The 20225-nt window shown below is 42.8% G+C and carries 13 protein-coding genes and 1 riboswitch; of the genes, 7 read left to right on the top strand and 6 right to left on the bottom strand.

The features are described 5' to 3' along the window. The first annotated feature begins 152 nt into the window (after positions 1 to 152). From lon to AC1XUE_RS22430, 3 genes are all read left to right on the top strand, one after another. Positions 153 to 2630: an endopeptidase La gene (gene lon / locus AC1XUE_RS22440; RefSeq protein WP_483358423.1), complete on the top strand. Its 2478-nt coding sequence runs from the start codon at positions 153 to 155 to the stop codon at positions 2628 to 2630. Between the two features lie 325 nt (positions 2631 to 2955). Further along, positions 2956 to 4431: a glycosyltransferase family protein gene (locus tag AC1XUE_RS22435; protein WP_483358253.1), complete on the top strand. Its 1476-nt coding sequence runs from the start codon at positions 2956 to 2958 to the stop codon at positions 4429 to 4431. A gap of 138 nt (positions 4432 to 4569) precedes the next feature. Continuing rightward, complete coding sequence (locus tag AC1XUE_RS22430) at positions 4570 to 6048, top strand: tagaturonate reductase (RefSeq protein ID WP_483358252.1); 1479 nt, start codon at positions 4570 to 4572, stop codon at positions 6046 to 6048. A 32-nt stretch (positions 6049 to 6080) separates the two neighbouring features. On the opposite strand, the gene AC1XUE_RS22425 is transcribed toward AC1XUE_RS22430, so the two are convergent. The 3 genes from AC1XUE_RS22425 to AC1XUE_RS22415 are packed head-to-tail and all read right to left on the bottom strand — an operon-like array spanning position 6081 to position 9031. Further along, positions 6081 to 6866: a hypothetical protein gene (locus tag AC1XUE_RS22425; protein ID WP_483358251.1), complete on the bottom strand. Its 786-nt coding sequence runs from the start codon at positions 6864 to 6866 to the stop codon at positions 6081 to 6083. A gap of 17 nt (positions 6867 to 6883) precedes the next feature. Continuing rightward, on the bottom strand, positions 6884 to 7612 hold the full coding sequence (locus tag AC1XUE_RS22420) for a DUF3784 domain-containing protein (protein WP_483358250.1): 729 nt from the start codon (positions 7610 to 7612) through the stop codon (positions 6884 to 6886). A gap of 21 nt (positions 7613 to 7633) precedes the next feature. Further along, positions 7634 to 9031, bottom strand: a complete 1398-nt coding sequence (locus AC1XUE_RS22415; RefSeq protein WP_483358249.1) for an alpha/beta hydrolase family protein — start codon at positions 9029 to 9031, stop codon at positions 7634 to 7636. 141 nt (positions 9032 to 9172) lie between these two features. Here AC1XUE_RS22415 and AC1XUE_RS22410 point away from each other — a divergent pair, with 141 nt between their 5' ends. The 4 genes from AC1XUE_RS22410 (at position 9173) to AC1XUE_RS22395 (ending at position 15020) form a co-directional block, all read left to right on the top strand. After that, complete coding sequence (locus tag AC1XUE_RS22410; RefSeq protein WP_483358248.1) at positions 9173 to 11626, top strand: helix-turn-helix domain-containing protein; 2454 nt, start codon at positions 9173 to 9175, stop codon at positions 11624 to 11626. A 194-nt stretch (positions 11627 to 11820) separates the two neighbouring features. Further along, positions 11821 to 12816, top strand: a complete 996-nt coding sequence (gene fbp, locus AC1XUE_RS22405; protein WP_483358247.1) for a class 1 fructose-bisphosphatase — start codon at positions 11821 to 11823, stop codon at positions 12814 to 12816. A gap of 37 nt (positions 12817 to 12853) precedes the next feature. Beyond that, positions 12854 to 14212, top strand: a complete 1359-nt coding sequence (locus AC1XUE_RS22400) for a DEAD/DEAH box helicase (RefSeq protein ID WP_483358246.1) — start codon at positions 12854 to 12856, stop codon at positions 14210 to 14212. A gap of 67 nt (positions 14213 to 14279) precedes the next feature. Continuing rightward, the gene (locus tag AC1XUE_RS22395) at positions 14280 to 15020 is read left to right on the top strand and encodes a tetratricopeptide repeat protein (RefSeq protein WP_483358245.1); all 741 of its coding nucleotides are present in this window, start codon (positions 14280 to 14282) and stop codon (positions 15018 to 15020) included. Positions 15021 to 15056: 36 nt separating this feature from the next. Here AC1XUE_RS22395 and AC1XUE_RS22390 read toward each other — a convergent pair whose 3' ends face one another. The 3 genes from AC1XUE_RS22390 to AC1XUE_RS22380 all read right to left on the bottom strand — a co-directional run bounded on the left by AC1XUE_RS22390 (position 15057) and on the right by AC1XUE_RS22380 (position 19770). Next, positions 15057 to 16388 carry a WG repeat-containing protein gene (locus tag AC1XUE_RS22390; protein ID WP_483358244.1) on the bottom strand — a complete coding sequence of 444 codons (1332 nt, stop codon included), beginning with the start codon at positions 16386 to 16388 and terminating at the stop codon, positions 15057 to 15059. 308 nt (positions 16389 to 16696) lie between these two features. After that, positions 16697 to 17767, bottom strand: coding sequence for a YncE family protein (locus AC1XUE_RS22385; protein ID WP_483358243.1), 1071 nt, complete (start codon positions 17765 to 17767; stop codon positions 16697 to 16699). Positions 17768 to 17844: 77 nt separating this feature from the next. Continuing rightward, the gene (locus tag AC1XUE_RS22380) at positions 17845 to 19770 is read right to left on the bottom strand and encodes a TonB-dependent receptor plug domain-containing protein (protein ID WP_483358242.1); all 1926 of its coding nucleotides are present in this window, start codon (positions 19768 to 19770) and stop codon (positions 17845 to 17847) included. Between the two features lie 62 nt (positions 19771 to 19832). Further along, positions 19833 to 20097, bottom strand: a riboswitch (cobalamin riboswitch). Positions 20098 to 20225: the final 128 nt, after the last annotated feature.

Here is a 20225-nt window from a genome sequence, read left to right as displayed (position 1 = left end):
ATACCTGACATATTGAACTATGGCATGGCTATTTTGTTTTATATTCCCTTTCTTTTGAAAGTCATTATTTATACATTGGGACTTGATTTTTCTGTCATTTTGACAGACCGCCTATGAAATTTGAACCTTCTGACTTATATAGTCGACTATTAATGTCCGATTCGGATATGGATAGTCTTGAAATAGTACCTCTCGGAGGCCCTGAGGGATCCGATGAACCGCTTGAACTGCCTAATGAATTAGCAATATTACCGATCAGGCAAACTGTACTCTTCCCGGGAATGGTAATTCCTGTAACCGTAGTACGCCAGAAAGCCATCAGATTGGTAAAAAAGATTTACCGTAATTCTGATATCAATCTGCGTATTCTAGGAGCTGTAACACAGGAAAAGCCTAACAAGGAAGATCCTTCAGCCGAAGATCTGTACAAAATCGGGACTGTTGCTCAAATCTTGAAAATGATTACGCTACCTGATGGGAATGTGACGATTATTGTTCAGGGCAGACAGCGTTTTGAGATTAAATCCATTATCAGCGAAGATCCCTACATCACCGCTGAGATAGAACCGATTACAGATACACCCATTGCTTCTTCGAAAAAAGAATCAAAGGCACTTTTGCAATCTTTGAGAGATGGTGCTCACAAAATTATGCGCCTCAATCCCGAGATCCCCCAGGAGGCACGTATTGCATTGGATAATATCGAAAGTCCTGTATTTCTTTTGCACTTTCTTTCTTCCAATATCAATGTAGAAGTGGCTGACAAGCAACGGCTTCTTGAAGAAAAAAATGCACAGAAACAGGCTACACTTCTGCTTCAGTTTATGATGCGGGAAATCGAAATGCTTGAACTGAAAAGAGAAATCCAGTCCAAAGCAAGTTCGGATATTGATCAGCAACAGCGCGACTACTTCCTTCGTCAGCAGATCAAGGTCTTGCATGATGAACTGGGCATGGATAGTCCGGAACGGGATCTGGATGAGATCAGATTGAAAGCAAGCCTGAAAAAATGGCCGGATAACGTAAAAGCGCATTTCGAGAAAGAGCTTAGCAAACTGCAACGGATTAATCCGATGGCACCCGAATACCCGGTAACCATGAATTACCTGGAAAACCTGGTGGATTTGCCGTGGGCACAATACACGAAAGATAATTTCGATCTTACGAGAGCGCAGAAAGTATTAGATTCCGATCACTTTGGCCTGGAAAAAGTAAAAGAACGTATTATCGAATACCTGGCCGTTCTTAAACTGAAAGGAAATTTAAAAGCACCTATTTTGTGTCTTTATGGCCCTCCGGGAGTTGGTAAAACCTCGTTGGGAAAATCTATAGCCAAAGCACTGAACCGCGAGTATATCCGTATGGCCTTGGGTGGTGTACACGACGAAGCGGAAATCCGCGGACACCGTAAAACCTATATTGGTGCTATGCCCGGCAAAATTATTCAGAATATCAAAAAGGCCGGTTCTGCCAATCCTGTTTTTATTCTGGATGAAATTGACAAAGTGAGTTCCGACTACCGTGGTGATCCTTCATCCGCATTATTGGAGGTATTGGATCCTGAACAGAATTCGTCTTTCACAGATAATTATCTGGAAGTTGAATATGACCTGTCAAAGGTATTGTTCGTAGCTACTGCGAACTCATTGGATACCATTCATCCGGCACTGCGCGACCGTATGGAGATTATTGAAATGACTGGTTACACCATTGAGGAAAAACTGCAGATAGCTAAAAGATACCTGGTTCCTAAACAACGTAAAGACCATGGTCTGAAAGCAACGGATATCAAGGTAGATGACGCTGCGCTGACGAAAATCATAGAAGGTTACACCCGTGAGTCAGGCGTCAGAAATCTGGAACAGAAAGTAGGAGCCGTGGTCAGGAAAATTGCTAAGTCGGTTGCGATGGATGAGGATTATCCTAAAACAGTCAAAACGGATCATATTGAAAAATATCTGGGTGCAGAGATTTTCGATAAAGACCTGTATCAGGATAATGATTTTGCCGGCGTAGTGACAGGTTTGGCCTGGACATCGGTAGGCGGTGAGATTTTATTTATAGAAACAAGTCTGAGTCGCGGAAAAGGCGGATTAACCCTTTCCGGTCAGTTGGGAGATGTGATGAAAGAATCGGCAGTAGCCGCACTTTCTTATCTGAAAGCCAATGCGGATCGCATGGGAATTGACTACCGTATCTTCAACCATTATGACCTGCACGTACACGTTCCTGCCGGTGCTGTTCCCAAAGACGGACCTTCTGCCGGTGTAACGATGGTGACTTCAATGGCTTCAATCTTTACACAAAGAAGAATAAAGCCATACCTGGCCATGACAGGAGAGATCACACTCAGGGGTAAAGTTCTTCCGGTAGGAGGTGTGAAAGAAAAAATTCTTGCTGCCCGCCGTGCTGGTGTCAAAGAAATTATTCTTTGCGTTAAGAACCGCAAGGATGTTGAAGAAGTACCTAAGAACTACATTAAAGATCTCTCATTCCACTATGTGGATCAGATCGATGAAGTATTGGCTATCGCACTTTTACCAGAAAAAGTAAATAATGCAATACAATTTGTCTTTCCTGATGAGAAAAGCGAGAAAGAAGATAGTGGACTAACGGTACAGGTCGTATAGCCTGTAAAGCTTCATTATAAATTTTTTAAATGTCCCTGAGTATAGTCAACATGCTATATCCAGGGACATTTTTTGCAGCATTCCGTGTTGGCCGTCTTTGTCTGGTGAATATACCAGTCATGTTTTCTCTAAAATATACCAATGGAGATATTGATTTGATGTTAATTTGCAGCTTCTTAAACCATATCGATGGCCATTCTGTCAATGATCAGAAAATGGCGCCGGTGTACAGTTAGTCATCATCTCAAAGACCTTTTGAAATTAATTACTGTGTAGCCGTGTATCTGTAAAACATGCATAGCTACTATTTCAGGTTATAAACAAAATGCAAAAAAGTTATCCGGTATTCTCTTTTATTCTTATACTTCTTTTATACAGTCTGGCAGCCTATGTCATAGCGGGTTGTCTTCATCACGACGAACACTTTCAGATCCTGGAATTTGCCCATTATAAAATGGGTTATGTGGATGCAAAGTCTCTGCCATGGGAGTTTGAAGCAAGATTGAGGCCCACTATTCAGCCAGCAATTACAATAGCGTTACTTCACTTTTTCAGTTTTATAAAAATTTCTGATCCCTTTTCACAGGTATTTTTGCTGCGGTTGATCAGTGCGGCATTTTTCATTTATTGTATTTCCAGACTTTATCAAACACTAAAGCCCGAAATCAAAACACCTGTACTCAAATGGCTTTTTTGTATATTCTCTTTCTTTCTTTATATTTTTCCGCTCACAGGTGTCAGATATTCATCAGAAAATTGGAGCTCTTGTTTTTACATCCTGGCTTTTAGCTACCTGTATCCATACATCAGAAAAAACCCGATTGCAGGCATTTCTATTAAAAATGCTGTTGTAGCTGGATTTCTATTTGGTATCTCGTTCCTTTTCAGGTACCAGTCGGCCATCATGATTGCAGGATTAGGTCTATGGTTACTTATCTTTCAATTCCGGAGTCTTCCATACTGGATTTCAATGTTGGGTGCATTCCTCTGCGTTTTGTTTTTCGGAATTCTACTTGATTACTGGTTTTACGGCGAGTGGGTATCCAGCGCGTGGAATTACTTTTATGTGAATCTGATGGAAGGAAAAGCGGCCTCGTTCGGCGTGGAGCCCTGGTGGTGGTATCTGAGCAAAATTGACTTCAGTAAGTACATGGTGATTTTGAACGGCAGTATTCTATTGCTTATATCGATATTCTTTTTTGCAAAATTTAAACATCCGGTAACCTGGGTATTTTTTCCGTTTGTCTTTATTCACTTTCTGATTTCGCACAAAGAAACCCGCTTCCTTTACCCTGCCCTGCCTTTTGTACCATTTATCCTGCTGGCGGCATTACAGAAAATCAAAATACTGAACAAAAACGAAGTTGTTTTATCAGTCATCGTATTACCACTGGTGTTGATCAATGCATTCGCTTTTGTCGCTACTTCCTCTTCTCCGGTTGATAACTCCACCGAAATCTGGAAATTTATCCGAACGCTTCCTAAGCAACCTATTGTGATTTATCAGCAAGATCCACGCTTCTATTATGCTTTAAATGACGGTTCAAAGGATATTACCCAACGATTTTATAAAAGTGATCATCATGTCATTGCACGTGACATGACTCCGGAGATACGCTCATTTTTGGAGGTTAAAGGAGACACATTGGGCTTTGTCGTAATGGATTCAGAGTCACTATTAAAGAGTAACAAGGAGTTACAGATGGTGTATGACCCGCAACCAAAGATCGTAAAGCTTATTAATTATCGAAACTGGATGCGTTTGGGTGGCAATGATTGGAAAGTGTATCGTCTTAATTAAGTGGGTAAACCATAATCAAAGTAGTGCGTTGGTGATAAGTAAAGATCCCTGGTAAATCAATACTGATTTGTCGTAATACTGATTTAAGGGTATCATTTTAAAACCTGCGTCTCATTTCTAAACACGAATTACCGTCAAATGTCTCTACCACAACTATCTCCGGAACTTCTGGACCAACGCCCTGACTTACTGCCAGGCCATACACAACTTCTTGCTTTACCCGAAAAAATAATCCAGTTTGGAACAGGTGTGCTACTTCGTGGCTTGCCCGATTTTTTCGTCAATAAAGCCAATCAGCAGGGCATTTTCAACGGACGGATCGTTGTAGTCAAATCTACCAATACAGGTGGAACAGATGCGTTTTCCGAGCAGAAAAATGTGTTTTCACATAGCATCCGCGGAATCGACAACGGAGAGCAGGTGGACGAAATTGTGATTAACACGGCGATCAGTCGTACGCTTGCTGCGGCGGATAGCTGGGAGCAGATTCTGGAATGTGCAAGGAATCCGGATATCAAAATAGCCATCTCCAATACTACAGAAGTCGGAATCCAATTAGTTGATGACAATTTGTTGGCGTCTCCTCCGGTATCATTTCCCGGCAAACTGACTGCTTACCTTTACGAGCGCTACAAAACCTTTAGCGGTTCGGCAGAATCAGGTATGGTAATCGTACCTACGGAACTTATCGTAGGCAACGGAACGAAGTTGCGTGAAATAGTACTCGAACATGCTAAGCGCCACGATCTTGGAGAGGCATTTACAGAATGGCTGGAATTCAATAATCATTTCTGTAATTCTCTTGTAGACCGCATTGTGCCAGGTAAGCCGGATGCGACAACAGTGTCTGAACTCTCGGAAAAACATGGGTTCAGAGACGATTTACTGATCGTTTCAGAAGTGTATAGCCTGTGGGCCATTGAAGGTGACGATAAAGTACAGTCTGTACTATCGTTTGCCCCCGCCGACAAAGGTGTTGTCATTGCTCCCAACATTGATCTCTTCAGAGAGCTTAAATTGCGACTGTTGAACGGAACACATACACTTGCATCAGGACTTTGCTATCTGCATGGTGAGAACACTGTACGCGAAGCCATGGAAAATCCTGAGACAGCAGATTATATCGCCGGTGTGATGCTGAAAGAACTGGCTCCTGCTATTCCTTATGAGCTTGAATTAAGCGTTGCTGAGGACTTCGGAGGCAAGGTACTTGATCGTTTCCGTAATCCTTTCATCAGACATCAACTGATAGATATCACAGTTCAGTACACCGCCAAAATGAAAATGCGGAATGTACCTACCCTTTTGAACCATTACAAAAATTCCAATACTGCACCGGACTTATTTGCCAAAGGTTTCGCAGCATTCCTGCAGTTTATGAAGCCTATGCTACATAAAGATGGTGGATTTTACGGAGAAAGAAACGGCGAGCTGTATTCTATTCGCTGCGACTCCGCTGCCTACTTTGACGAGAAATGGAAAAATGCAGCTTCTCCGCTCGACCTGGCTCACCAGGTACTTTCCGATGCAGATCTCTGGGGCGCAGATTTAACATTGCTTCCCGGGTTTGAAGATGCAGTAAAAAAATATATTGTTGTTTCACAAGCAGCAGAGTAAATAAAGTAGCCTCGGACCAAGTTGTGCCGGGGCTATTTTATTTCTTCCACTACGACCTTACGTTCAGCCCGGTCGATTCCATAAATGATCAGTTTATTTTTCACGCTCCGATCTACTGCGATTCCCTGGCCATGTATAGCAACCGGTATCGTCCTGCTATGTTCCAATATAAAACCCTGAGTCGGAATACGCATCACATAAATCTCAGGACGGTCATGACCAGTCATATATAGCATTCCATCCTTTCCAAACGCTCCGCCGGAATTACTTTTTGGAGTAAACAGGGCAATGATATTTTCGGGAAATACCCATGACTCCACTTCCTTCCAGTCCTGAGAGTATTTAGCCAGGGAAGTCCAACGCACATCTCTGCCCTCACTCGCTTCCTTACCACCATAGTGCGCAAAACCAATATACCAGAAACCGTCTTTCTGATCAATCCATGTGAGAGAACCATGATTATTAATTCCGAAGCTATGGTTTCCAATATGCTTTAAGGACTTCACATCGAATATCTCGACAGAGCTGGCCATAGGAATCTCAGGGTAATTCGAGTTGGCACAATATAATTTTCCTTTGATTACGACACCGCTATTCAGGTGTTTGATACCCTGCTCGGATCCATCCCACGAGAGGACCAGCCTGGCATCTGCTTTACGATATTTCTGAATTGTACTGTTATTGATCACATAAAAATGATCCTTATCTACCGCGACAGCTTGTTTCGCTTCAGTAACCTGTATTTTTTTCTGACCAAAGCCAATGGAAAACAATACGAAAGTAAAAAACAAAACAAGAGCTAACCGATTGATTAACATAGCACTATCTAATAATTTCAGATTCCCCTCCATTTGGTAATTTCAGCATTTAATTCTCTGATATCCCTATCATCTGCATTATAATACACATCTCCTTTCTCTGTCGATAAATGTAAGAGAGGTGTCACTTTCCGATTGATATAAAGCCATACAACACGCCTGTCTTTCAATTTGAAACGGCCCTTAGCATAATCCCCACCTGCAAAGCCATTGACTTTTTGCAGAAGAAATCCCGTTTCAGGAAGTTGGTCAACAATTATGTTTTGTCGTATTTCTTCTTTTTTCAAAGACATACCGAAGGATCCGGTAATTTTTAATTCGTTGTTGGTTAGTACCAGCTCACTGCTATTATAATCTTTCATTCCCATGATCGCAATGGCTGATGCTAACACAACCAGCAGTGCTGCCACTCCATATGAGATGACTGTATTACTTTTTGAAACCTGAAACATCGCCCCGCCCTTCAAAATCATATATGCATAGGCTGCCAATGGATAAGAAGTCATAAACATACTTGCCCAGTTATTATTCACCAGACTCAGTAGTACTGTCCCCGCAAACAGCGATACACCAAGAAAGATATGAAAGCGTTTAAAAAACCTGAGGTATGCAACAATATCAATTTTTGCTCTCTGAACCTCAGTCATGGTATTATAACCGGCGAGCATATACTTCGCGTTATTCTCTGTCAGAATAAAACCAAGGGAAAAGAAAACGAATGATAATCCAAGGGCAACGTACAACATATTTTCAATGTGTTGATTTGTTTATCTTAATAAAATCCAGTCAGTAATAATGTTAAGCGCGGTGGGTGAAAAGGTCTCTTCAATTTCACCATATTCCGATACGCTTCCTGTATTGGCTGTCTGGAATAAATGATTCAGTCCTGGCAGATCTTGTGCAGTAAGTTTGGCCTTTTTGTTTTTCCCTACTATTTCCCGAATCCCTTCCAGATTTTGTTTGGCGGGAACCTGTAAATCTTTGCTGCCATTCAATGCCAATACCGGACCGGTAATTTTTGCCAGATACTCCTTGGGTTTTTGGTTCAAAAAAGTAACAAACCAGGGCGAAGCCATCTGTCCTGTTAATTGCTGTGCCTGTTTCATGATCACGTCCTCACTCATTGTTCCTTTTCCAATTGTGGTAAGATGAGAAACAAAAAGATCCTCTATCTTCTTTTTGATAGTATCGGTCACTGGCCCACTTTTAATCAGTGTATAAACCTTTGAGTTGGTATCATTATATAACTTTAACAGATCTGGTGAAGCTCCCGACGTACTACTTGTTAATCGTATCTGCTCCAGCATCAGCTGATCAATTTCCATCCCGGGCGCTGCCAGCAATACCAAAAAATCAGGACGGTTCTTGCCCGAAGCTACGATAGGTCCAATCAGGCCTCCTTCACTGTGCCCTATTAACCCTACCTTACTATGACGTACTTTTTCTTCTTTTCTCAGATATTCCAGCGCAGCGGCTGCATCTTCGGCGAAATCGTAGGTAGTTGCTTTGCCGAAGTCACCTGTTGATGTGCCCACGCCCCTGTCGTCATATCTCAGTACAGCAATTCCGTTACGGCTCAAGTGATCGGCAATGACCGCGAATGGTTTATGACCAAATAATTCCGAGTCACGGTTTTGCGGACCAGAACCACTCACCAGTATGACCGCCGGAAAAGTCCCGTTCCCATTGGGTATGGTTAGTGTCCCGCCCAGTGTGACTCCCGCTTTTTCATTCTCAAATCTGACTTTTTTCTCTGAATACGGAAAAGGTGGCTGAGGAGTTTGAGGTCGCTTAGGCCCTATTTGTGCCAAAGCATGTTTGTTAAAAACCAGCGGAAACTTAAAGCCGTTCTGTTGCCATTCGCCAGTGATGGTACTGTCGTTACTCAACTCTCCGACATATACGGATTTAATCAGATCGAAATTAACAGTCATCTTTCTCTCTTCAACCGTTACTGAATTGGCTTTCATTCCCCTCACATTCTGAGCCGGAATATCCATAGCAACCTGATGATTACCCTCTTCCTTACTGATATTAAAAATGATATTAATTTGTCCGTTGGGGATTTTCAGCATTCCAGCCCAGGATCCCGGGATACTTTGAGCCCGTACAGACGGAAATGTCAGCAGAAGAGATATACAAAAGGAGATCAGTTTCTTCATCATCTAATTGGGAGGTAAGTAGTATTAAGGTAGATATGCAATATAACGATGGATCCCCACATTAAAAAGCCAGATTTCCACCAGCATTTTTGACATAAATCTTACTTTTGTGTAAATGCACTTCATAATTTGCCCCACAATAAAATGGAACAAAACACACCTCTTCAGCTCGCTGCTGAATTCATGCACTATACCAATAAGAATGTGTTCCTGACGGGAAAGGCCGGAACAGGCAAAACCACTTTCCTGCACAATCTCAAGAAGACACTCCATAAACGTATGGCAATTGTGGCCCCCACTGGTGTAGCGGCTATCAATGCGGGCGGAGTAACCATACATTCCTTTTTTCAGCTTCCGTTTGGCCCGCATATTCCTGAGAGCTTTATGGCAACGGCCAGTGTGCACAAATTCAGCAAGGAACGCATTAACCTCATTAAAAGTCTCGACTTGCTGGTGATTGACGAGATCAGTATGGTGCGGGCCGATATGCTGGATGGGATTGACGAGGTGCTGCGCAAATACAAAGACCGTAACCAACCTTTTGGTGGTATACAATTGTTGATGATAGGAGATTTGCATCAGCTCTCGCCTGTGATCAAAGATGAGGAATGGAGCATGCTGAGAAATTACTACGATACGATTTTCTTTTTCAGCAGTCATGCATTGCAAAAAACAAATCCGGTACGCATAGAACTGACACATATATACCGGCAATCGGACACCACCTTCATCGACCTGCTCAATCGTGTCCGGGAGAACAAACTGGATTCTGAAACACTCGGCAAACTCAATCAGCGTTATGTCCCGAATTTCAAGCCAGCTGACGACGATGGATACATTACGCTCACAACACATAATGCAAGCGCACAGAACATCAATGCTGTCAAGCTGCAAGAGCTGACTACCAAATCACGCTATTTCAAAGCAGAAATAACGGGCGACTTCCCGGCGATGTCGTACCCAACCGAACAAAACCTGGAGCTGAGGGTTGGTGCACAGGTGATGTTTGTGAAGAATGATATTTCCAGAGAAAAGCTATTCTATAACGGAAAAATAGGACAGGTTGCCAGAATAGACTCTGACGCTATCTATGTCAAATGCAAGGATGAATACGGCGAAATAGAAGTGGAAAGGGCCGAATGGCGAAATGTGAAATATGCATTGAATGAAGAAACAAAAGAAATTGACGAAATCGTGATCGGCAGTTTTGTCCAGTATCCGCTCAAACTTGCCTGGGCGATTACGATTCATAAAAGTCAGGGACTCACTTTCGAAAAAGCAATTATTGACGCAAACGCATCTTTTGCACACGGACAGGTTTATGTTGCTTTAAGCAGATGTAAGAGTTTTGAAGGCATGGTATTAAGTACCAAAATCGGATCATCGAGCGTCAAAACGGATGGAACGGTGGCGGCTTATTCCCGTGATGCGAGTAATAATCCGCCAGACAGCCGACAGCTTCTCAATGCTAAATTTGAATTTCAGCGTTCTCTATTATTGGAACTCTTTGATTTCAACGAGACAAGACGAGGCTTTTTTCAGCTTATCAAAATTCTTGATGATCATGAAACCGTATTGAATCCTGCGCTGCTTTCCGTCGTGAGGCAGGCTCGCGAAAACTTTGAAAAAGAAATCTTTACTGTTGGTGAAAAATTCAGACATCAACTGAACCAGCTCATGACGGAATCGGCGCTCCCTGAAGAGAATCCGGTATTAAAGGATAGATTTGAAAAGGCAATCAGATATTTTTCAGATAAGGTCAATGGATATCTGCATCCTGAAATCGAAAAGCTGGACATCGAGACCGATAACACTGCGGTTAAAAAATCTGCACAACAGGCATTGGAAATGCTTACTAAATCTTTGGCGATCAAAAGTGCCTGCATCAATGCTTCTTTGGAAGGTTTTACGACAGATGCCTATTTACGTGCAAAAGCCAATGCAGACATTGATTTCAAAGCGAAGAAAGATTCAGGAGAAACGTCCAGACATACCGCTTCACCGCAAAATGTTGCAAATCCCGGGCTTTATACTTTACTGAAAACATGGAGAAAAGATATGGCAGCTGAGCACAATGTGCTGGACTACCTGGTGATGCCTATGAAAACACTATTGGAAATTTCTGAGGTGTTACCCACCAACTTAAAGGAACTGGCAAGAATAAAAGGAATTGGAAAAACCAAAGTAAAACAATACGGACAGGCAGTATTAGACATCGTAAAAACTTACTGCGATGATAACGACATCACCATATCTGAGTTACAGGAAACAGAAACAATTTCACCTGTCAAAAAAGAAAAAACAGATACCAAACGTATAAGTCTTCAGTTATTCATGGACGGAAAAATGATGGAGGAGATTGCTGTTGAAAGAAATCTTACGCTTTCCACCATCGAAACCCACCTGATTCATTTCATCGAAACAGAAGAACTTGATATTTTCTCACTATATCCTTCGGAAAAAGTAAACGCTATTACGTCCTATCTCAGTGAGCACAGGCAGTCGACACTGGGAGAAGCGAAGGCAGCATTGGGGGATGCTTACTCCTATACTGAGATCCGGGCTTGCCTTAAATATCTACGAACGACGGACCTGTAAACTGTTGTAAATAAATAGAAAAAGTACAAAGTGACGAAATTTCAACTATCTCTCCCTTAGGATTATACCACTAATTGATTGAGGTAAAATAATATTCATTTTTAAAAAAAATTAATAGGTAATGCTGTTTTGAAATATGATGATCTGCGTAGTAAATTTCCTAAATCGTACTAGATCCATGATCATTATTTACTATGACCTCTAAAACTGCACAAGAACTTGCGTTGCCTGTTGGTGTTACCCTTGACCGTTTCATTATGGCAAGCCAGAGTGCTTTTCCCTATGCCACAGGAGAACTGTCTCAACTCCTGCGCGATATCGCCATTGCCGGCAAAATCATTAACCGCGAAATCAACAGAGCCGGACTCGTAGACATAGCAGGAGGTAACGGAACTGAGAATGTGCAGGGTGAGAACCAGCAGAAACTGGATATTGTTGCCAATATACGTTTTATCAGAGCCCTGAAAAATGGTGGTGAGGTTTGCGCTATTCTTTCAGAAGAGGAAGAAGAAATTATTTATACAGGAAATGACCATGGCAAATATGTAGTAGCGATGGACCCGTTGGATGGTTCATCAAATATTGATGTCAATGTTTCCATCGGAACCATATTCTCTATATACAGAAGGGTTACTCCTACCGACTCTCCGGCAACAATGGAAGATTTTTTACAGGGCGGACGCAAGCAGGTAGCAGCGGGTTATATCCTTTATGGTTCTTCAACCATGCTCGTATTCTCAACCGGAGATGGAGTCAACGGATTTACGCTGGATCAGTCTCTCGGCGAATTCATCCTTTCGCATAAAAATATCTCTTCTCCCAACAACGGTACGATATTCTCCATTAATGAAGGAAATTACTATAGCTACCTCCCATCGGTTCAGAAATACCTGGACAACTGCAAACAGCGCGGTTACAGCGCACGCTATATAGGCTCCCTGGTGGGTGACTTTCACCGAAATCTTCTGAAAGGCGGAATATATCTTTATCCAGCCACCAAAAAAGACCCCAAGGGCAAACTGCGATTACTATACGAATGCTATCCTTTAGCCTTCATTGCTGAAAAATCGGGGGGAAAAGCCAGTGACGGTTTCGGTGCCATTTTGGATATTGTGCCTACATCAGGACATCAGCGGTCGCCTATTTTTGTAGGGAGCGCGGCCATGGTAGAGGAGTCTGTACAGCCGTAATTTCCCTTAGCTGACATAGTTTTCGTACCTTTGTGTCATGCAGACTACGGAAAACAATTTTGAGCAGTTTAAACTTAACCGTCAATTACTCAATGCTATTGAAGAAGCGGGATATACCCAGCCTACACCCATTCAGGAACAGGCTATCCCGCTTGCACTATCCGGACAGGATATTTTAGGAATCGCACAAACAGGAACGGGGAAAACGGCAGCCTATACGCTGCCATTGCTGATGCGCATTAAATATGCGCAGGGGAATGATCCGCGTGCCTTGATATTTGCACCCACACGTGAACTTGCCATGCAGATCTCAGAAGCTATTTTGCAGCTGAGTAAATATACCGACATACGTACAGTCGTGCTGTACGGCGGCGTAGGAGCAAAATCGCAGATAGAAGCCCTCAGGAAAGGCGTTGACATTATCGTAGCCACACCAGGGCGTTTTATGGATCTTTACTTGAAAGAAGAGATTGTTGTAAAGTACCTCAACGTCATGATTCTGGATGAGGCGGACAAAATGATGGACATGGGCTTTATGCCTCAGATACGCCGCGTATTGGAGATTATCCCAAGAAAAAGACAGAATATGCTGTTCTCTGCCACTTTCTCAGACAAGGTTGAAAATCTTTCATATGAGTTCCTGGAATTTCCTACACGCATTGAGGTGACTCCACAGTCAACAACGGCAGAAATGGTTTCTCAGAGCTTATATGAATTACCTAACTTCCGAACGAAAATCAATTTACTCAACCATTTGCTTGCAGATATTGAGACGTTCAGCAGGATACTGATTTTTACCCGCAGCCGCGAAGTTGCCACGCTGGTATATCAGTTTCTGGACAGAAAAGTTGTTGCAGAAGACGATTTACGTGTGATCCATGCCAACAAGGGACAAAATACACGTATTAATTCCATGGAAGCATTCCGCGAAGGTTCAGTGCGGGTAATGGTAGCGACAGATGTGGTAGCCCGCGGAATTGATATCACAGAAGTAAGTCATGTGATCAACTTCGACGTTCCATTAATATATGAAGACTACGTGCACCGTATAGGCCGGACTGGTCGTGCTAACCATGTTGGCCATGCTATTACGTTTGCTACGATGGCCGATGAATACCATATCAAGAAAATCGAAAAGATGATCCGGATGGAAATTCCGAGAACAGAACTGCCGGATGAGGTAGATATTGCACCTACTCCTGCGCCTGAACGCCAGGATATGTTACGTGAGATCGACAACCAGAAAAGGAAAGAAGATCCGACATTCCTGGGAGCGTTCCATGAAAAGAAGAAGGTTTACCGACCCGCCATGAAGAGCGTTGCAAAAAATCAAAAGTCCCGCAATCGTAACCCCGGAACACGGAATAATTCAACCGGACGATCCAAAAGAAAATAATACAATACAAATCGGATTATTCCGTTTATCTTGGACAATAGAAAACCTGTTTCTCTATTAAAGCTTTATGAAAGATTCTTTTATTTTTTGGCTTGCCCTTTTATTACCTGCGTTAAGTTCGGCCCAACAAACTCACCTGGCCAGTGCAGGTCAATCTTCTGATACCAATGTGGCTGCAAAAAAGCCTTTGGAATTAAAAGAAAGACGAGTTTTGCCTCTTTTCGGAGAACTCAGTAAGACATCTGAACAGATTGGTGAAGAAATTCAATTTTTGAGTGAGTGCGACAAATCCTTTTCCAGCCGTACTGAAGCCAGCAGCTTTTTTTCTGCGCGGGCCTGGGAATATCTTCAGGAAGGTTCTCTTGATACTGCATGTTACCGTTTTAATCTGGCTAATTTGCTGAATGATAAGAATGTTGAAACATACTGGGGCCTTGGAGTAGTATCCTACCAACGTCAGAACTGGGTAGATGCGAAAAGAATGCTAAGCCGTGGAGTGGATCTGCAAGGGGATAACGTACCTCTTTTGGTTGACCTGGCAACTGTAGATCTGAAATTGTACGAGTTGACTAACAGAAAGGAAGAACTTAACGAAGCTGCTACTGTATTGAAGCACGCCGTCAGTCTGGATTCAACCTATGCGCTCGGGCAGTACAATCTCGCGCTCGTACACTACAATCTGGATCAACCAGATGAAGCGTGGGTACATTTGCATCACGGACGTAAGCTGGATTTCAGTCAGATCAACCTTGATTTTATAGAATTGCTAAAGGCTAAAAGGCCTGATCCTGAAGGATTTTTTAAATAAAACGATATAGATTTAAAACCCGGTAAGTTTCAACGCTTAGCGGGTTTTTCTTTTCTGCACTTTTCTGAATATATAGCTGTTCAAAAGAATGAATAGCACTACTGCAATCAGGATAAATACAGCATTCCACATAAATGAGAAGCCTATAAACTTTTCCGAACCGTCCAGGCTCAGTTCGTACCGGATACCGTTCCTGTCGGCGGTAGTTGTTTTCTGGTTAAATGGCAATGCATGTGCATAATCATCGCGTCCTACCAACTCATTGTCAACATTGATATAGCCATAGGTTTCATTCATTCTTACCATGGAAAGGCCATTCTGAAAATAGGAAGCGAACTCATATTTCAGAGGAGTACGGACTTTCCCGGTTTTGTCAATATGCCCGAACTTTCCGTTGATAGCCACCGCAGCTCTGTCTTCCGCTGTGAAACCACTGGCTTCATCATATAAAAAGGGAATCCGAACCTTACCGGTTTTATCAATACAGCCCCACTTGTTATTCTTTTTGACCCAGAATAATCCGGCAGTAGGTTTGCGTGTATCTGTAAATTCAAAGCCCGTGATCATCTCTCCGGTAAATACATTGATGAATCCGTAACGGTCACCGTATCTCACCCGCTCCATACCCTGACCTGAGAATTTATATTCCGGATCAATATCATCCAGTGCAACCGGAATACGCAAAATCATATTCTTATCGATAATCCCATACTTCCCTTTGTACAGGAAATGGTATATCCCTTTGGCTTCTTTGATCTCCTTTTCTATATAAGGACTAAAATTCCAGTTGAGCAGATAAAGCTCTTTTTTCTTCCACCAGATAATGTCCTCTTTCGTATCGCGGTTACAGACGAAATCAACTGTCGCTTTTGAAATCAGAAAGTCATCTTTGAATTTTTCAATGGGTATCCTGTAAATTTCTTTGCCGGTGGTGTCAATATAAGAGAGTCCGTATTGCTTACCAGTTTGATACATTACCCAGGTTTTTCCCTGGTAGTATTTATCTGTACCCAAATATATAGGCTCTACAACTACCTTTCCTTTTTTATCAATAAATCCATGTAAACCCTGTTTGGATGCATTAGCTTCCATGGGTACAAACTCGGCCAGACCGTTCGAGAACTCACCTATATCCCGATAAGCCGGGGTTAGCTTTTTGCCATTTCTATCAACCAGGAAAGAAGCATAGTCCCGACAGTTTACATCAATTTTTTTGACTACAAATATATCTCCATACTTCTGGTGCTCGGAGTATTCTTTGAGCCAGGCCGGACCCGAAGTAGCGGGTTGTTGCGCTTTCGCAAAATGAAAATGGAAAAGAAGAAAACCAAAAAGGAAGATTCTACCTGGAATTGTTGAGCTATTCACTATACTGACCTGTTCATTTCCGAATATATTGACAACGACGAAGATACCAATAACTGATTTGAATGAGCAAAAGTTTGGGTGAGAACTTCACGCCGGTCTGCGAGACCCGGTCTTCGCGACTCGGTCTGCGAGACCCGGTCTGCATGACGAAGTCAGGCTGAACGGATAGCACTGGATCAACCGTTCAGTCCGGCGATGCCGTACAGACCGGGACTGATCCGCGAAAACCGGGTCGCTAACAAAAAAAGCGATCCGCCGGGAAATACCCGACAGATCGCTCAAACTCTGTATTACCTAAATCTTCAGGCTTATCTGAATACGAATCCAATTGGATTAGCCCCTACTTTAACTGAATCTACAACTGATCCGTCCGTACGGTAACGAACCGCGTAACCCGACTGCACATAAGAAGGCGTGACGCCTGCATAAATCAATCCTTGTTTCGGATCTACATTTAGTCCTGTAAAGTTCCTATTGATAAATGGCTTAGAAACATCAATTACTGAATCATCTATGCTTACTTTATATACCTGACCTTTTGTACCAAAATCAGAAGTCAGCATAAAGAATATCGTCCTTTTGTCCAGGCTGAAAGTCATGTTAGCCACCAATTTGGAAATATCGTTACCTGCATTCAGTGTTCCTTTTGCATAAGTATCCAGGCTCACTTTTGAAATACTGCGACCAGCACCTACCCAAAGCAAGCCATTTGCATCGATTCCAATCGGTGAAGGAGCACCGTCAAATTCTACCGTTTTCACGATTTCATCTGTGTTGATATCAATGACTGTAAGAGTCTTTCCATTCGTATAATCAGTAGTTCCTACATATAATTTACCGGCATGAACCAAAACATCTTTTGGCCCTTTGGCAATATTGATCTTTTTCGTAACCCTATTGGTATTGAGATCAATCACTGCGATATACCCTGTTGAATAAGCATAATCACTGTTAGTTCCCCAGCAGGAAACATACAACTTCGACGAACTTGCGAAAGCCACGCGCATTGGATTTTCAATATCAGGAGCACCAATCGAAGCTATTTTCTCCATGGTATTGGCATCCACAATCTCCACTTTATCCTGCCCTGCAGCACTATTATCCACGGCAATAGCACCTTTGCCTTCCATAAACGCATAGCCCTGAGCTCCACCCTTTAGATTTCCCCCGTTTACGGTTGCATATACGTCCAGATCCGCCTCTCTTTTTTCTCGCTTAAAGAATGATAAGCTTCCATTGTTATCCGACCAGTTTCCTAATGTCGTTACAAAAACGCCATCCACATAATCGCCTTTTGGTGCGGGATCGCTTTGGTTACAGGACCAGACTAAAAAAGACAGTGAAGCGGCTAAAATGCCCTTAGTAAGTTGTTTTTTCATATTCATGTTCAAATTTACTGATTCATCCGGTTTTCACCGGTGTTCTGATGGTGATTTATAATGTTGATGTTTCTCATTCAGCTTCCTGCTGACTTCACAGCAGAAGATCTGTAACTCAAAAGTAAATTAACAGCAAAACTTCTTCCCGGCATGGCGTTGCTTCTTACATTCAGGTAGAAGGTATTACTGATGTTATTCACCTGCCCTTGCACCCGAAGTTGCATATTGCCGAAATTACAATTGGTTTCTGCCAAAATATTAGCCAGTATATAACTATCCAGATATAACGAATTATCGGTGCGCGTAAATCTCCTGCTCACAGCCAGCAACTGGCCGGAAAGGCGGAAATTCCGGTACGCTCCGAATAAATTGACATTACCTGAATGCTTGGGCGTGTACGTTAGCTGCTTGCCTACAATATCTACTGCGTAGGCGTCGTATACCTTTTCCTGAGAACTGCGGGTGTAGGTGTAATTCACCTTTGCGCCTGTTTTGATTCTGCCTAAAGCAGCGTTCCAGCCTGCCTGTAACTCTATTCCTCTCGCCAGCACTTCATGCAGATTCTCTACTCTGAAACTATTACCGGGATTCCAGTAACTCCAGTTTTTGATACGATTATGATAGGCTGTTGCTGAAAAATTAAACAATTGATGACCAGCTACATATTGCTGCTCTAAACCAACCTCTTTGTTAAAACCACTTTCAGGTTTGATATCAGGATTGCCCAACGCTTTCCAATAACGTTCGTTGAGTGTAGGAACGCGGTAGCTTCGGGCGAGCGATCCTTTTACCCTCAGTGTGTATCTACTCGTCCGTATCAGCGGATATTCGGCTCCCAAAGAAGGTGTAAACGGTGGCTGGAAACCTGTCACAAACGCCTGTCGAAGATTCGCAGATACCAAAAGACCTGATGCCGTTTCCCAGCGTGTAAGTATAAAGAGATCACCCCGGTTCTCTGTAATTTCAGGGCGTTCGTATCCGGCAACCCTCGTCCGAAAATGGGTAAATTCGCCTCCGCTCTTCATCTGTATAGTCCCTGCATTTCCCACATTCCAATAAAAATCCTTCTCGATTCTGCTTCCCAGCTTGTCCGTGACGGCATGATCCAGATTAGAATAATCACCCGTAGCATAGTCGATGATATCCCGCACCCAGGAAGTCCGCACCGAAAAATCATTCCATTGGTATTTCAGCATGGTCCGGTATGCCGCTGTTTGGGTGAGTTCTCTCCCGGCCTCATTTTGAGGGTTGATCGTCAGGGCATTGTCGGTAAGCCACACATGGGCAGATAATTCGTGGTTATTGTTTGAACGAAGGAAAATGTCCTGTACAAGACCTTTCTGAAAAGTACGGGTCGGCAGCAGCGGCACACCCTGGCGTAAAGGCTCAGGGAAACTGTTTTTCATACTACCATAATAGATAGCTGTTTTTCCTGAAACAGTCCAGTTGCCCATCGCTGTACCATATTTGGCAAATACCTGCGTCTGACTATTTCGAAAACTCTCCTGCTGCCTGCCTATTGACACGCTGAAACCCTGTGCAGGAGCTGCACTATTCAGTAAAATACTTCCACCTACTGCGTCTGTCCCGACTATACTCGCAGCGGAACCATACTGAACAGCAAGCTGGTCAAAACCGGCAACGGGAATGGTGGAAAAATCGGACTGCCCTAAAGTTGGAGAATTGATATTGAGGCCATTCCACAATAGCGCGGTATGATTGGCAGAGGTTCCGCGAAAGGAAACAGTAGTGAGCGCACCCGGACCGTAGTTTTTAAAAGCAAGAGCTGTATTGTAAGCCAGTATATCAGCCAGATTCTGAAATCTGAACTGCATAAGCGTAACCGAATCAATTTTCTGCAATTTCAATCCGCTCATAAAGCGCTCCGGAGCCGTTCCCCTTACTATAGCAGGAGCAAGGACAATAGAATCCTTTTGAGCAAAAGACTGGTACGAAAGAGCACAGCCAATTACACACAGCAGACAAACATAAAAACCAACCATTTTAAACACCTTTAAACCAGATAGAAATACCATAATCCGGCTCTTCCTCCGAAAGCCGTTGTATCACAAGATGTGTTCAGGCAGGTCTCCTGGCTCAGTCCGATGATCTGTTGCCTTCCCGGAGCATTGTCAAAAGAAAAAAACCGAACGAGATAATAATTCTATCATTCGCTCATTCTTTCATTCATTGTCTCCAGTGGCTACGAAGATGCAGATTCATCTTTGATGGACTGTACAGTTGCGGGGACAGCTTTCGCATTAAACGAAATTCCCTTTTAAGCTTCTTTCTCATTTAGAGAGCATAGCACCAAAACAATACAAAAGTAGTGAATATTGAGGAGCTTACACGAAACTAAGATTTATCTTGTAATAGTGATTACACAGAGAGCCACAGAGAAAATCTGATTAGCAAGTGAGAAAGATCCGATTGGAAGTATAAACTCTGTGCATCTATT

The organism is Dyadobacter sp. HNCC25DJ187, from assembly GCF_056895255.1.
Note: the sequence above shows the minus strand (reverse complement) of the source record. Positions and strands in the feature narration are given on the sequence as shown.